The organism is Paracoccus saliphilus, assembly GCF_028553805.1.
GTDB classification, from domain to species: domain Bacteria; phylum Pseudomonadota; class Alphaproteobacteria; order Rhodobacterales; family Rhodobacteraceae; genus Paracoccus; species Paracoccus saliphilus.
This window is the reverse complement of sequence record NZ_CP067140.1, coordinates 2594626-2608890: the sequence shown is the minus strand read 5'-3', so window position 1 is coordinate 2608890 and position 14265 is coordinate 2594626. Positions and strand designations below refer to the sequence as shown.

The 14265-nt window shown below is 61.3% G+C and carries 12 protein-coding genes; 9 read left to right on the top strand and 3 right to left on the bottom strand.

Features of this window, described 5'->3' with window-relative positions:
• The first annotated feature begins 248 nt into the window (after positions 1–248).
• From JHX88_RS12525 to JHX88_RS12515, 3 genes are all read left to right on the top strand, one after another.
• Positions 249–986, top strand: a complete 738-nt coding sequence (locus tag JHX88_RS12525; RefSeq protein ID WP_076523130.1) for an SseB family protein — start codon at positions 249–251, stop codon at positions 984–986.
• Between the two features lie 48 nt (positions 987–1034).
• On the top strand, positions 1035–1727 hold the full coding sequence (locus tag JHX88_RS12520) for a CDP-alcohol phosphatidyltransferase family protein (RefSeq protein ID WP_076523129.1): 693 nt from the start codon (positions 1035–1037) through the stop codon (positions 1725–1727).
• A 179-nt stretch (positions 1728–1906) separates the two neighbouring features.
• On the top strand, positions 1907–3370 hold the full coding sequence (locus tag JHX88_RS12515; RefSeq protein ID WP_076523127.1) for an ABC transporter substrate-binding protein: 1464 nt from the start codon (positions 1907–1909) through the stop codon (positions 3368–3370).
• A gap of 80 nt (positions 3371–3450) precedes the next feature.
• Here JHX88_RS12515 and JHX88_RS12510 read toward each other — a convergent pair whose 3' ends face one another.
• Both JHX88_RS12510 and JHX88_RS12505 read right to left on the bottom strand, forming a co-directional pair.
• A complete protein-coding gene (locus JHX88_RS12510; protein ID WP_084202824.1) occupies positions 3451–4998 on the bottom strand; it encodes an alanine/glycine:cation symporter family protein in 1548 nt (515 codons plus the stop codon).
• A gap of 25 nt (positions 4999–5023) precedes the next feature.
• A complete protein-coding gene (locus tag JHX88_RS12505; protein WP_076523126.1) occupies positions 5024–5458 on the bottom strand; it encodes a universal stress protein in 435 nt (144 codons plus the stop codon).
• 397 nt (positions 5459–5855) lie between these two features.
• Between JHX88_RS12505 and JHX88_RS12500 the strand changes: the two genes are divergently transcribed.
• Positions 5856–7418 (top strand): 2-isopropylmalate synthase, encoded by a 1563-nt coding sequence (locus tag JHX88_RS12500; RefSeq protein WP_076523124.1) that lies wholly within the window; start codon positions 5856–5858, stop codon positions 7416–7418.
• Between the two features lie 45 nt (positions 7419–7463).
• Here JHX88_RS12500 and JHX88_RS12495 read toward each other — a convergent pair whose 3' ends face one another.
• Positions 7464–8294: a glycosyltransferase gene (locus JHX88_RS12495; protein ID WP_076523123.1), complete on the bottom strand. Its 831-nt coding sequence runs from the start codon at positions 8292–8294 to the stop codon at positions 7464–7466.
• 318 nt (positions 8295–8612) lie between these two features.
• Here JHX88_RS12495 and JHX88_RS12490 point away from each other — a divergent pair, with 318 nt between their 5' ends.
• From JHX88_RS12490 to rodA, 5 genes are read left to right on the top strand one after another with little or no spacing between them, the layout of a single operon-like run.
• Complete coding sequence (locus JHX88_RS12490) at positions 8613–9647, top strand: rod shape-determining protein (RefSeq protein WP_076523121.1); 1035 nt, start codon at positions 8613–8615, stop codon at positions 9645–9647.
• A gap of 23 nt (positions 9648–9670) precedes the next feature.
• Positions 9671–10615 (top strand): rod shape-determining protein MreC, encoded by a 945-nt coding sequence (mreC, locus tag JHX88_RS12485; protein WP_076523120.1) that lies wholly within the window; start codon positions 9671–9673, stop codon positions 10613–10615.
• Positions 10616–10623: 8 nt separating this feature from the next.
• The gene (locus JHX88_RS12480) at positions 10624–11151 is read left to right on the top strand and encodes a rod shape-determining protein MreD (RefSeq protein WP_272848026.1); all 528 of its coding nucleotides are present in this window, start codon (positions 10624–10626) and stop codon (positions 11149–11151) included.
• Positions 11148–13094 carry a penicillin-binding protein 2 gene (mrdA, locus tag JHX88_RS12475; protein WP_076523117.1) on the top strand — a complete coding sequence of 649 codons (1947 nt, stop codon included), beginning with the start codon at positions 11148–11150 and terminating at the stop codon, positions 13092–13094. The genes JHX88_RS12480 and mrdA overlap by 4 nt, the downstream gene beginning before the upstream one ends.
• Positions 13095–13103: 9 nt before the next feature.
• Complete coding sequence (rodA, locus tag JHX88_RS12470; RefSeq protein ID WP_076523115.1) at positions 13104–14243, top strand: rod shape-determining protein RodA; 1140 nt, start codon at positions 13104–13106, stop codon at positions 14241–14243.
• Positions 14244–14265: the final 22 nt, after the last annotated feature.

The window sequence follows — 14265 nt, the reverse complement described above, 5'->3', positions numbered from 1 at the left end:
AACATCGCCGTGCGTTGCATATGTGACGATCCGCAACGGCATGCCCGGTTCGCCCAGCAAATGCTGGAGATCCGGCTGCACAGCCCGTACACCACATGTGCACAGGGCGTACACAGCCCGTACACAGGCAGCGTACGCTGCACAGGCAATTTTTCTGCCATCCCCGGAGCGCGGGGCAATTGCCTTCGGATTGCGCCCGCACGCGCTGCCGGTTAGGGCAGAGCCATATTCTGCCGAGAGTCCCGATCATGACCGCGCTTGACGATCTTGCCGCCACAGCCTTCCACAATGCCGATTCTGCACAGCGGGCGCGCATGCTATCGCGCCTGGCGGATACCGAGCTGTCCGTCGCCCTGACCGGCGAACCCGAAGGAGACCGGATCGAGCTGCGAATATTTCCGCTGGAGGGTGGGCCGGTCGCGCTGGCCTGTGATGGCGAGGACCGGCTGGCCGGGTTTTTCGGTGCGCCGGTGGCCTATGCAGCCATGCCGGGACGGGTTCTGGCCGGGCTGCTCCGGCAGGAGGGCGCGGGGCTGCTGGTCAATCCGGGCCATCCCTCCGAGATGTTGCTGGATGCGGATATGCTGGACTGGCTGACCGGGGTCCTGTCCGCTGCTCCGGAAGCCGCCGAGGCGCGGTTGCGCCTGACCGCCCCGGCTCCCGCCACGGTCGAGGCGCTGGCCGAGCCGCTGGCCGCCCGGCTGGTCGATATGCGCGGATTGATCGGTGGGGCGGCCTTGGCCGGGGTGCAGGGAAAGGGCGGCCCTTCGGCGCATCTGCTGCTGATCGCGGGAAGCGAGGCCGGGCAGCAACCCGCCATCGCCAAGGCGCTGGCCGAGGCACTGTCCTTCCTGCCACCGCAGCCGGGCGGGGTCGATATCAGCTTTTCGGATGCCGCCCCACCACCCGGTGCCTTGCGATTCGAACTGGCCATGCCCGAGGCACCGCGTTCCGAGCGGCGCAAAGCTCCGCCGCGTTTACGCTGACTTATCTATATAGTTGCACGGTCGGCATCGACCTGACAAAAAAGGTGAATGCAGTTGCGTCACAAGGCCCTGTCCGTCCATCTTCTGACCGCGACCGGCGCGGTCCTGTCCATGCTGGCGATGCTGGCGGCGGCCGGGGCGGAATGGTCGCTGATGTTCCTCTGGCTGGTCCTGGCCTTTGCGGTGGATGGCGTCGATGGCCCTCTGGCCCGCAAATATGACGTCAAGGCGAACTGGCCCGCCTATGACGGCGTGCTGATGGACCTGATCATCGACTACCTGACCTATGTGTTCATCCCGGCTTTCGCGCTGTTTCAGTCGGGATTGCTCTCGGGCTGGACCGGATGGTTCGCGATCATCGTCATTACCTATGGCAGCGTCGTATATTTTGCCGATACGCGCATGAAAACCAATGACAATTCATTCGCGGGATTTCCGGGCTGCTGGAACATGGTTGTGCTGGTGCTCTTCGCGGTCAAGCCGCATTGGATCGTGATCCTGGTCATCGTCGTGTTGCTGACCATCGCCATGTTCACCAATATCAAGTTCATCCACCCGGTTCGCACCGAAAGATGGCGGGCGGTCTCGCTGCCCGTCGCGGTCCTGTGGGTGATCTTTGCGGCCCGCGCCGCATGGGTCGATTTCCATCCGGCAAGCTGGGCGATCTGGGGGCTTGTTCTAACCTCGGTCTGGCTTCTGCTAGCCGGCCCGCTGCAGCAATTGCTGCCCGAACGCAGATAGAGCCCCGAGAACGGACGTCCCGCCACTTCTTCTTCATGCAAATATCCTCTGGGGGTCCGGGGGGCGAAGCGCCCCCGGCTGCCGCGGGACGCGGGCCCGGCCCGGCATCGCCCCAAACGGCTTGCCTGCACGCCCGATCCGTCCGATGATCCCGCCAATGCAAGGATTGGGGGGGGCATATGCTTGATTTGCTGAAATCATCCGTGGCGGCGCTGGCGCTGATGGCCGGAGGGGCCGCGGCGCAGGACGCGATCACCCTGGGCATGGTGCTGGAGCCGCCCAATCTCGACCCGACCGGCGGGGCCGCCGCCGCGATCGACGAGGTGGTCTATGCCAATGTCTTCGAGGGTTTGACGCGCTTTGGCCCCGATGGAGGCATCCTGCCCGCGCTGGCGTCAAGCTGGGACGTGGAAGAGGATGGCCGGGTCTATGTCTTTCACTTGCAGGAGGGCGTGACGTTCCATGACGGGGCAGAGTTCACTGCCGAGGACGTGGTCTTTACGCTGGACCGGGCGCGGGCCGAGGATTCGACCAATGCGCAGAAGGTGCTGTTCGAGGGAATAGAGAGCGTCGAGACCGTGGACCCGCTGACCGTCCGGATCACGCTGACCGCGCCGGACGGGAATTTTCCCTTCAAGATGGCATGGGGCGACGCGGTGATGGTCGACGGGGCCAGCGCGGCCGACCTGGCCACTAGGCCCATCGGCACCGGCCCGTTCAAATTCGACGAATGGGCGCAGGGCGATAAGGTCGAGCTGTCGGCCTTCGACGGCTATTGGGGCGAGAAACCGGCGCTGACGCGGGCGACATTCCGCTTCATCGGCGATCCGACCGCGGCTTTTGCGGCGATGATGGCGGGGGATATCGATGCATTCCCCGTCTTCCCGGCGCCCGAGACCCTGCCGCAGCTGGAGGCCGATCCGCGTTTCAAGGTGATCGTCGGCACCACCGAAGGCGAGACGATCCTGGCGATGAACAACGCGCAGCCTCCGCTGGACGATGTCAGGGTCCGGCAGGCCATCGCCCATGCGATCAACCGGCAGGATATCATCGACGGGGCGATGTTCGGCTATGGCACGCCGATCGGCAGCCATTTCGCGCCGCATCATCCCGATTACACCGATCAGACGGCGAAATCCGCGCATGATCCCGAGGCCGCGAAGGCCTTGCTGGAAGAGGCGGGGCCGATCACGTTGCGCCTAGCCCTGCCGCCGACGCCCTATGCACGGCGCGGCGGCGAGATCGTGGCGGCGCAGCTGCGCGAGGTGGGGATCGAGACCGAGATCACCAATATGGAATGGGCGCAATGGCTGGAAAGCGTCTTCAAAGGCGGCGATTTCGACCTGACCGTGATCAGCCATACCGAACCTCTGGATATCGATATCTATGCCCGGCCGGATTACTATTTTCACTATGCCAAGCCGGAATTCGTGGCGCTGATGGACGAGTTGCAGGCGGTGACCGATCCCGAACAGCGCAGCGCGCTTTACGTCCGCGCGCAAGAGATGATTGCGGATGATTACGTCAACGCTTTCCTGTTCCAGCTTGCACGGACGGGGGTGGCGAATGCGAAGATCGAGGGCTTGTGGGAGAATGCGCCGACGCAGGCCAATGATCTGACCAAGGTGCGTTGGGTGGAGTAGCCACATCGGCAGATGGCGGGCCAATGAAAACGGGCGGGCATATCGCAATGCCCGCCCGTTCCTGTTTCATGTCTTCGAAGTCAGACGTATTTCCTGATCTCGCCCGTGCGCAGCCGTGACACGTAGCTTGCCATTTCGGCCTTCACGATCGGCATCAGGAGATAGAGTGCAATGATGTTCACGACCGCCATTGCGAACAGTGCCGCATCCGAGAAGTCGATCACCGCGCCAAGGCTGATTGCTGCGCCGACAAAGGTGAAGAAGCAGAAGAGCAACTTGTAGATGATCTCCTTGGTTTGCCCTTCGCCGAAGAGGAACGTCCAGGCTTTCAGGCCGTAATAGCTCCATGTGATCATCGTCGAGAAGGCGAAGAGCACTACCGCAATTGCCAGCACATAGCGGAACCAGCCGAATTGCGAGCTGAAGGCGGCCGAGGTCAGGGCAACGCCGCTGCTGCCGTCCTGAGTCTGGATCGCATCACCGGCCTCGTTCAGGATGAACATGCCGGTATTCGGATCGGTGACCAGCTGTCCGGTAATGACGATGACCAGAGCCGTCATGGTGCAGACGACCACGGTGTCGATGAACGGCTCCAGCAGCGCGACGAACCCCTCGGTAATGGGTTCCTTCGTGCGCACGGCGGAGTGTGCGATGGCCGCACCACCGACGCCGGCCTCGTTCGAGAAGGCCGCACGGCGGAAGCCTTGAATCAGCGCACCAATCGCGCCACCGACCGCTCCGTCAGCGGTGAAGGCTCCGGCGAAGATCTGACCGAATGCGGTGCCGACCATGTCGTAATTCATTGCCACGATGATCAATGCCGTGACCACATACAGAACGCCCATTATGGGCACGACCTTCTCGGTCACACTGGCAATGGATTTCAATCCGCCGATGATTACGACGAAGACGACGATTGCAAAGAGAATCCCGGTAATCCAGCCTGGATAATCGCCGAGAACGCTGGAAATCTGGGCATGGGCCTGGTTTGACTGGAACATGTTCCCGCCGCCCCATGAACCGAGGATACAGAAGATCGAGAACATGACGGCAAGGACCTTGCCGCCCGGCAGGCCGCGTTCCTTGAAAGCCTTGGTCATGTAGTACATCGGCCCGCCCGAGACGGTACCGTCTTCGTATTCGTTGCGGTATTTCACACCCAATGTACATTCGGTGAACTTCGTTGCCATGCCCATCAGACCGGCCAGAATCATCCAGAATGTCGCGCCGGGGCCGCCGATACCAATTGCGACCGCCACGCCTGCGATGTTCCCAAGGCCGACCGTGCCGGAAAGAGCGGTGGCAAGCGCCTGGAAATGGCTGACTTCGCCTGCATCGTTCGGGTCGGAATAATCTCCGCGCACCAGTTCGATCGAATGTTTGAACATCTTGACCTGAACAAACCCGAAATAGAGCGTGAAGACGACGGCCGCTGCGACCAGCCAGCAGACGATCCATGGAAAACTGGTTCCCGGGAAATCCGCGAAGATCAGGGCAACGAACCAGCCTGTCGAGCTTGCAAATATGCTGTTGATCTTTTCGTCAAGGCTTTGGGCCAGCACCGGCGCCGCGCCAAGCAGGCTGAGCAGGAACGCAACCGGGATAATACGTGCGAGAATCTGTTTCATAACTATTACCTCTCCGTTGCGTTGTTCAGGGCACGATTGTTACCGGCACGGGCGAAGCCTGTGCCAGCGTGCCTGCTACGGATCCGAAAATGCGTGAGGTTAGTCCGCTTTGCCCCATTCGCCCGATCACGATCTGGGCGGCACCCTCATCCTTGGCGATCTTGCACAATGTGTCGGCGATATGACCGTATTTCAGAACAGCGGAAATATCGACGCCAACTGCCGAAACCTTGTCGACGACTGGTTTGAGGATGGATTTCTCGGCGCGCGCCAGTTCTTCCTTGCGGCGCTTGTGACGTGCTTCGAGTTCTTCGGGCGTCAGGAAGCTGTAAGGAGACCATTCAAGCACATGGGCGACGACAATGCTGTCGCCCTGCGCCTTGGCCCGGCCGGTTGCGAATTCCAGCGCGCGATGCGAGGCCTCGCTGCCGTCGAAGCCGACGACGATTTTCCGTGACATGTTTCCTCCTTGATAACGTTTATCATTATTGTTGATAGGTCGAGGATAGCCATGCCGGGGCCAGCGAAGCCAGAAAAAATATGCCAAATACGTAAAGTTACGTGCTCATGGTGCCGTTCGTGCCTTGAAAGTGACCGGATTTCCCCGGTGAATCCGAGCTTTGCGAGGGCAGATGTGATTTTTCCCTTTTCAAGCCGGGTCATGGACGGCATATTCCGCCCCATGACTCGGATGCGACATATCGCCATCGCCTCGACCGCGCCTTTCGGCGCGCTTCTGGCTGTGAATCTCCGCGGTCTGCTTCTTCTTACGCTGCGCTGAGCGGGTCTCCGGGCCGCCGCTCAGCGAGGTCAGTGCCCGGGCACCCCTTGATTTCAAGCGTATGAAAGACGACCAGATGACCGATCAGAACCGCGTATATATCTTTGACACCACCCTGCGCGACGGCGAACAATCGCCGGGCGCCACGATGAGCCATGCCGAAAAGCTGGAAATCGCCCAGATGCTGGACGAGATGCATGTGGACATCATCGAGGCGGGTTTCCCTATCGCGTCCGAGGGCGATTTCGCCGCCGTGAGCGAGATAGCGAGGCAATCGAAGAACAGTGTGATCTGCGGGCTCGCCCGCGCTCAGATCCCCGACATTGACCGCTGTTGGGAGGCGATCAAGCACGCGAAACAGCCGCGAATCCATACCTTTATCGGCACCTCGCCGCTGCATCGCGCGATCCCGAACCTGGACATGGACCAGATGGCCGAGCGGATCGAGCAGACCGTGACCCATGCCCGCAACCTGTGCGACAATGTGCAATGGTCGCCGATGGACGCGACAAGGACCGAGCATGACTACCTGTGCCGGGTGGTCGAGATCGCCATCAAATGCGGGGCGACGACGATCAATATTCCCGACACGGTGGGCTATACCGCGCCGCGCGAAAGCGCCGATCTGATCCGCATGCTGCTGGAGCGGGTGCCGGGCGCCGACAAGATCATCTTCGCGACCCACTGCCACAACGATCTTGGCATGGCGACCGCGAATTCTCTGGCCGCGGTTGAAGCCGGGGCGCGGCAGATCGAATGCACGATCAACGGGTTGGGTGAACGTGCGGGCAATACCGCGCTGGAAGAGGTGGTAATGGCGATGCGGGTGCGCAATGACATCATGCCCTTTTCGACCGGCATCGATACGACCAAGATCATGGGGCTGTCGCGCCGCGTCGCTCAGGTCTCGGGCTTCGCTGTCCAGTTCAACAAGGCCATCGTCGGCAAGAACGCCTTCCTGCATGAATCCGGTATCCACCAGGACGGTGTGCTGAAGAATGTCGAGACATTCGAGATCATGAAGCCCGCCGATATCGGGCTGAACGAGAACAATATCGCCATGGGCAAGCATTCGGGCCGGGCGGCCCTGCGCGCCAAGCTGGCCGATCTGGGCTATGAGGTCGGGGACAACCAGCTCAAGGACATCTTCGTGCGGTTCAAGGATTTGGCCGATCGCAAGAAAGAGGTCTTCGACGAGGATATCATCGCTCTGGTCCAGGATGCTGCCGCCAATACCGGCGACGATTACCTGCAGGTCAAGCATCTGCGTGTGGTCTGCGGCAGTGATGGTCAATCGGCGGACCTGACGATGATCGTGGGCGGCGAGGAGAAAACCGTGCATTCGACAGGCGACGGTCCGGTGGATGCCTGTTTCAATGCGGTCCGGGAGATATTCCCGCATGAGGCGGAGCTGCAACTTTACCAGGTCCATGCAGTGACCGAGGGCACCGACGCGCAGGCCACGGTCAGTGTCCGGATGCAGGAAGAGGGTCGGATCGTGACCGGCCAGTCAGCCGATACCGACACGATTCTCGCCTCGGTCAAGGCCTATGTCGGCGCGCTGAACCGGCTGATCGTGCGGCGCGAAAAGACAGGCAAGGACAGCGACGCGAAACAGATCAGCATGTATTCGCACTGAGCACATGCGATCAGCCGGAACCCGCGTGGCCGGGTTCCGGTTCTCCTAGCCATCGGATCGGCGCAGCCGTGACCAGTCGAATTCCATGAGGAAGGGGAAATGCTCTTTCAGGTCGCGCCCGAACTGCGCCTCTTCGACCTGTTCATAACCCCAGGGGGTTTCGGGCACGCCATCCGTCGCCGTGTCTCCGTTGTCCCATCGCAACACGAGATGACCCATGATCGACAGGTCGGTGAAGGCCGGCATGCGTCGCGGCAGGTTGAAATGGTTCAGGGCAAAGATCGATTTGCTCTCAAGCTGCAGTCTTGCCGCGGCACCGGTGAAGCCGCGATGGGTCTGCCAGAAGGTCGGGGCCGCGCCCTCATAGGTGATGACGCTAAGCCCGCGCGGAAAGCCGATCGCCACGCGCGGCAGCTCTGCCAGCATCCTTCCATGTGATCGCAGCTTTTCCATGTAGCGCCAGCCGAGCGCATCGTCGTCATCCAGCCGGAATTGTAGCGGAGGACCTGCGTTGGCCCGGCTGATCTCTTCCAGCACAGGGGCGAGCGCGCGATTCGTGTCCGTCGCGTCCGAAACCACAAGCCGCGCCTGCGGAACCTTGTCGCAAAGCTGTGCCAGCCGGTGTTTCCATTCGTCGGGGAGGCTGTCCGAGGTGAGGATCACGAAATCGAAATCCTGATCGGTTTGACCTGCAATCGATGCGAGGGTGATGTGCTCCAGCGTGAAAAGCCGCTGTATGAGCCGGTCCGGATCGAACAGCATCCTGGCGCGCTCGGCCAATATCTGGGCGTCGGTCGCATCGGGATTCTGCATTCCTTTCCAATCGCCCCGGCCCAGAAAGGCAAAGCGGCAGAACCCGACGATCCTGTTATTCATGCGGTCCGCTCCTCGATAACTCTCTGATTTTCGGCGATGCAATAACCCCGGCCGGTACTGCAGTCGATGTCGTTCCCAAGGATTAACCATTTCTTGGTCAATTTTGTACAGATTGCGTATCGTCATCTGGTGGCGCAGGATGTCGTTCTCTTTACTGGCCGATGTCTGCGAAGACATGTAACTGGGGCTTTCGTCAACGGTGTTAGCCTTCTATATGGGGCAACGCCTTTTCTTACGAAGCGATTCCGCAGGGACAGGCGCTCAAGAGACGGCAAATGGGGCAGGGCCGGGACCAACCGGCGCGAAAGGAATACGGGCATGGCATTCGGGGGATTGTTTTCGACCGATATCGCAATCGACCTTGGGACGGCGAATACGCTGATCTATGTCAAGGGCAAGGGGATCATCCTGAATGAGCCATCGGTGGTGTCTTATCATGTCAAGGATGGCAAGCGGCAGGTGCTGGCCGTGGGCGAGGATGCAAAACTGATGTTGGGCCGCACGCCCGGCAGCATCGAGGCGATCCGGCCGATGCGCGAGGGCGTCATCGCCGATTTTGACAGTGCCGAGCAAATGATCAAGCATTTCATCAAGAAGGTGTTCAAACGCACGACCTTCTCGAAGCCGAAGATCATCGTCTGCGTGCCGCATGGCGCGACCCCGGTGGAAAAGCGGGCGATCCGGCAATCGGTCCTGTCGGCAGGCGCGCGCAAGGCGGGGCTGATCGCGGAACCCATCGCTGCGGCCATTGGCGCGGGCATGCCCATCACCGAACCCACCGGCAGCATGGTCGTCGATATCGGCGGCGGCACGACCGAGGTTGCGGTGCTGTCCCTGGGCGATGTGGTCTATGCGCGCTCGGTCCGGATCGGTGGCGACCGGATGGACGAGGCGATCATCAACTACCTGCGCCGCAACCAGAACCTGCTGATCGGTGATTCGACAGCCGAGCGGATCAAGACCTCTATCGGTACCGCGCGGATGCCTGATGATGGGCGTGGGGCGACGCTGATGGTGCGCGGTCGCGACTTGTTGAACGGCATCCCCAAGGAGATCGAGATCTCTCAGGCGATGATTGCCGAGGCTTTGACCGAACCGATGCAGGCGATCTGCGAGGCGGTCATGGTCGCACTGGAAGCGACGCCGCCGGATCTGGCCGCGGATATCGTCGACCGTGGCGTGATCCTGACCGGTGGCGGCGCCATGCTGGGCGAGTTGGACCTGGCGCTGCGCGAACAGACCGGCCTGTCGATCAGCCTTGCCGACCAGCCGATGAGCTGCGTGGCGCTCGGCACGGGGAAGGCGCTGGAATATGAAAAACAGCTCCGTCATGTGATAGATTACGAAAGCTGAGACCAACTGCGCGGAGGCGTTGAATGGCGCGCAAGGGACCAGATTTCGCCACGCCGATCCGCCGCGTTCTGATCGGGCTCTTGGCGATTGCGCTGGTCGGGCTGTTCCTGTTCTGGCGTATCGACAGCCCGCGCGCGGAAAAGATGCGCACTGTTGTGATCGACCGTGTCGTGCCAAGTTTCGAATGGGCCATGGCACCGGTCACGCAGATCAGCGAAATGATCGCCGGGTTCCAGTCTTACGCCAGGTTATACGAACAGAACCAGGAGCTTCGCCGCGAATTGCGGAAGGCCGCGGAATGGAAGGAAGCGGCTGTCCGGCTGCAAGAGGAAAATTCCAAGCTCTCGGCCCTGAACGAGGTCCGCATCGATCCGGAACTGACCAGCGTGACCGGCGTGGTCATGGTGGATTCGGGTTCGGCCTTTCGCCAATCGGTATTGCTGAATGTCGGTTCGCGCGATGGAATTGTCGATGGCTGGGCGACGATGGACGGGCTGGGGCTGGTGGGGCGTATCTCGGGTGTGGGGGAACGGACCAGCCGCGTTATCCTGTTGACGGATCCGTCATCGCGCATCCCCGTCACCATCCAGCCCTCGGGGATACGCGCGCTGCTGACCGGCGATAACAGTCCCTATCCCTTGCTGGATTTCATCGAGAATCCCGACAATGTGCGTGCCGGGGACCGTGCCGTGACCTCGGGAGATGGCGGCGTCTTTCCGTCCGGCCTGTTGGTCGGGCATGTCGCCCAGGGGGCGGATGGCCGCACCAGGCTGCGGCTGGCGGCCGATTACGGCAGGCTGGAGTTCCTGCGCGTTGTGCGCTCGCATCCGGCAGAACAATTGACCGATGCCGGGGCGCTGATCGCGCCCGAGACGGAAGAGCCGGATCTGATCGGCCCACTGATACCCGAAGGCTTGCTTGAAGGCGGTCTCGATACTCAGCCTCTGGTCAGCGGGCCGTTGCGGTGATCCAGAACATGCGAAAGCAGATCCTCGTTGGCACCGGCCTTTTCGTTTTCTGCCAGGTTGCGATCCTGTTCGGGCGTTTGCTGCCTCTCTCGACCGGGAATATCGGCCGGCCCGGTCCGGATCTGGCTCTTTGCCTTCTGTTTGCCTGGATGTTGCGGCGGCCGGATCAGCTTGCCGCCCCTGTAATCGCCGCCCTGTTCCTCCTGGAGGATATCCTGCTGCTTCGCCCGCTAGGGCTCTGGACCATCGTCGTGCTGATCGCCAGCGAATTCGCCCGCACCCGTGAGAGCCGTTGGCGGGATCAGCCGTTTATGGTTGAATGGCTGCGGGTTTCGATACTTGTTGGGGCCATGATGCTGGGCTATCGGGTGGCACAGTTCATCTTCCTGTTGCCTGTGCCGGCCCTTGGGAACGTGACGCTGCAATATATCTCGACCGTCGGTTTCTACCCGGTGGTCGTTCTTGCCGCGCGCTGGCTGATCGGGCTGCGCCGTATCAGCGCGGCAGAGGCGGAGATGATGAGATACAGTCGATGAGAAAATCGCCACGTGAAATTCTGGAAAGCAACCGCTTGCTCGGCCGGCGAGGGTTGATGCTGGGCGGTGTCCAGCTTGGGGTGGCGATGGCCCTGGGGCTGCGGCTACGTTCGATGCAACTTGATCATGCCGATGAATACCGGATGTTGTCGGATGGCAATTCGATCAAGATCCGTCTTCTGCCGCCTGCTCGGGGGTTGATCCATGACCGCAAGGGCGCCTTGATCGCGGGAAACGAACAGAATTACCGCGTTACCCTCACTCGCGAAGAGGCGGGCGGCGATGTTGAATCGGTCCTGCACCGCCTGTCGCAATTGATCCCGATCAACGATGCCCGCATGGAGGAATTGCTGGCGGAGTTTTCCAGGCGCAGCGCGATCACTCCCATCGTACTGGCGGACCGGTTAAGCTGGGAACAGTTCAGCTCGATTGCGGTCAACGCGCCTGCACTGCCCGGTGTGACACCGGAATCGGGACTTTCTCGTGTCTATCCGCGGGCCTTTGATCTGGCACATGTGCTTGGTTATGTGGGGCCGGTTTCGGATTATGACCTGTCCAAGATCGAGAACCCCGATCCTGTGCTGATGCTGCCGGAATTCCAGCTTGGCAAGCTTGGTGTCGAAGCCAAGATGGAGGCCGATCTGCGCGGCACGGCGGGACAGCGGCGGGTCGAGGTCAACAGCGCCGGGCGCGAAATGCGAGAGCTCAGCCGGAAGGAAGGGGAACAGGGAGCCACGGTGCAGCTGACTATCGATGCGGGCCTGCAGAATTACGCCGGGCAACGCATGGGAACGGAAAGCGCCGCCGCTGTCGTTCTCGATGTTCAAACCGGGGAGGTGCTTTGCTCATGCTCTTCGCCCAGCTTCGATCCGAACAAATTCGTGCGGGGCATTTCCAGCGCCGATTACCGTTCGCTGATGGAACATGATCACCGTCCCCTGGCCGACAAGACGGTTCAGGGGGTTTACCCGCCCGGCTCCACCTTCAAGCTTGTCACCTTGATGGCCGGTCTCGAGTCGGGGGTAATCAATGGCGGTTCCAGTTTCTTCTGCCCCGGCTATCTCGAGGTTGGCGGCCGGCGTTTCCATTGCTGGCGGCGTGGCGGTCATGGCCATATGGATGCCCTGCAAAGTCTCGAGCAAAGCTGCGATGTCTATTACTATGAACTGGCGCAACGTGTCGGGATTGATCGTATCGCCGAAATGGCGCGCAAGCTGGGTATCGGCGTGCGGTATGATTTGCCGATGTCTGCAATCGCCCAGGGAATCGCGCCTGACCGGGCCTGGAAGCGCGAACGATATGATGAGCAATGGCAGATCGGCGACAGCCTGAACGCTTCGATCGGGCAGGGCTTCGTATTGGCATCGCCCATGCAGCTTGCGGTAATGACCGCGCGGGTTGCCTCGGGCCGGATGATCGAGCCGCGCCTGCTGCGCGCCATCGACGGGGTGCCGCAGGTCGGCGGAGAGTTTCCGGATCTGGGGTTCAATCCCCGGCATCTGCAGCAGGTTCGGGCGGGAATGGATGCTGTCATGAATTCGTCTCGCGGCACCGCCCGCAGCGCGCGTATCATCGCGGAAGAATGGCGCATGGCGGGCAAGACCGGCACAAGCCAGGTTCGCAACATCACCGCGGCCGAACGCGCCCGCGGCGTCGTCTCGAACGAGCAGCTTCCATGGGAACGGCGCGACCACGCCCTGTTCGTCTGTTTCGCGCCCTATGAGGCACCCCGCTATGCCGTTTCGGTCGTGGTCGAGCATGGTGGCGGTGGATCGACCGTTGCCGCGCCGATTGCCCGGGATATCCTGCTCTATGCGTTGGCAGGCGGGTTGCCGCCATTGACCTCCGTGCCAGAGGGACAGCGCGCCGCGATGGAGGCCCGTCACAACGCGATGCAGCTTTATACCCCGGAGCCGCCCAAGCCCGGCCGGTCGCAGGCCTGAGAGGCGGGCATGGCTTATCTCGATTACCAGGTCGCGCAGACCCCCACCGGCTGGCGAAAGATCCTGTATCTGAACTGGCCGTTGGTCTTTCTGCTGACCGCCGTTGCCTGCTACGGCTTCGTCATGCTGTATTCGGTGGCCGGCGGGAATGCCGAGACATGGGCCGAACCGCAGATCTACCGCTTCATTATCGGGCTGGTCGCGATGATCGCCCTGGCATTCGTGCCGATGTGGTTCTGGCGCGGCGTGTCGGTGTTCAGCTATATCCTGTGCCTGTTGCTGCTGGTCGCGGTCGAGCTGATCGGCGATATCGGCATGGGGGCGCAGCGCTGGATCGATATCGGCCCGATCCAGATCCAGCCATCCGAACTGATGAAGATCGCACTCGTGCTGGTCCTTGCGGCCTATTACGACTGGCTCAATGCCGGAAAGATCTCACACCCACTCTGGGTTCTGATCCCGGTGATCCTGATCCTGATGCCGACCGGCCTGGTGCTGATGCAGCCCGACCTGGGCACCTCGATTATGCTGATTGCCGGGGGGGCGATCGTGATGTTCGCGGCCGGGGTGTCGCTGTGGTATTTCGGCGCCGTGATCCTGCTGGCCGTGGCTCTCGTGACAACGGTGCTGGAAAGCCGCGGGACAGAATGGCAGTTGCTCAAGGATTACCAGTTCCGCCGTATCGATACCTTCATCGATCCGTCGGTCGATCCCCTGGGGGCGGGCTACAATATCACGCAGGCGCAGATTGCCCTAGGCTCGGGGGGCTGGTCGGGTCGCGGCTTCATGCAGGGAACGCAGTCGCGTCTCAATTTCCTGCCCGAGAAACACACCGATTTCATCTTTACCGTCCTTGCCGAGGAATTCGGTTTCGTCGGCGCCGGCTCGCTTCTCGTGCTTTATACGTTGATCATCGGCTTCTGCCTTTTCTCGGCGCTCAGCAATCGGGACCGCTTCGGCTCCTTGCTGACCATAGGGATCGGGGGTACGTTCTTCGTCTATTTCGCGATCAACATGGGCATGGTCATGGGCTTGCTGCCGGTGGTCGGCTCGCCCCTGCCTCTGGTCAGCTATGGCGGGACCGCGATGATGATCCTGATGATGGGATTCGGCATGATCCAATCCGCACATGTCCACAGACCGAGGTAATACGATGCAGGTCCTTTTCGCC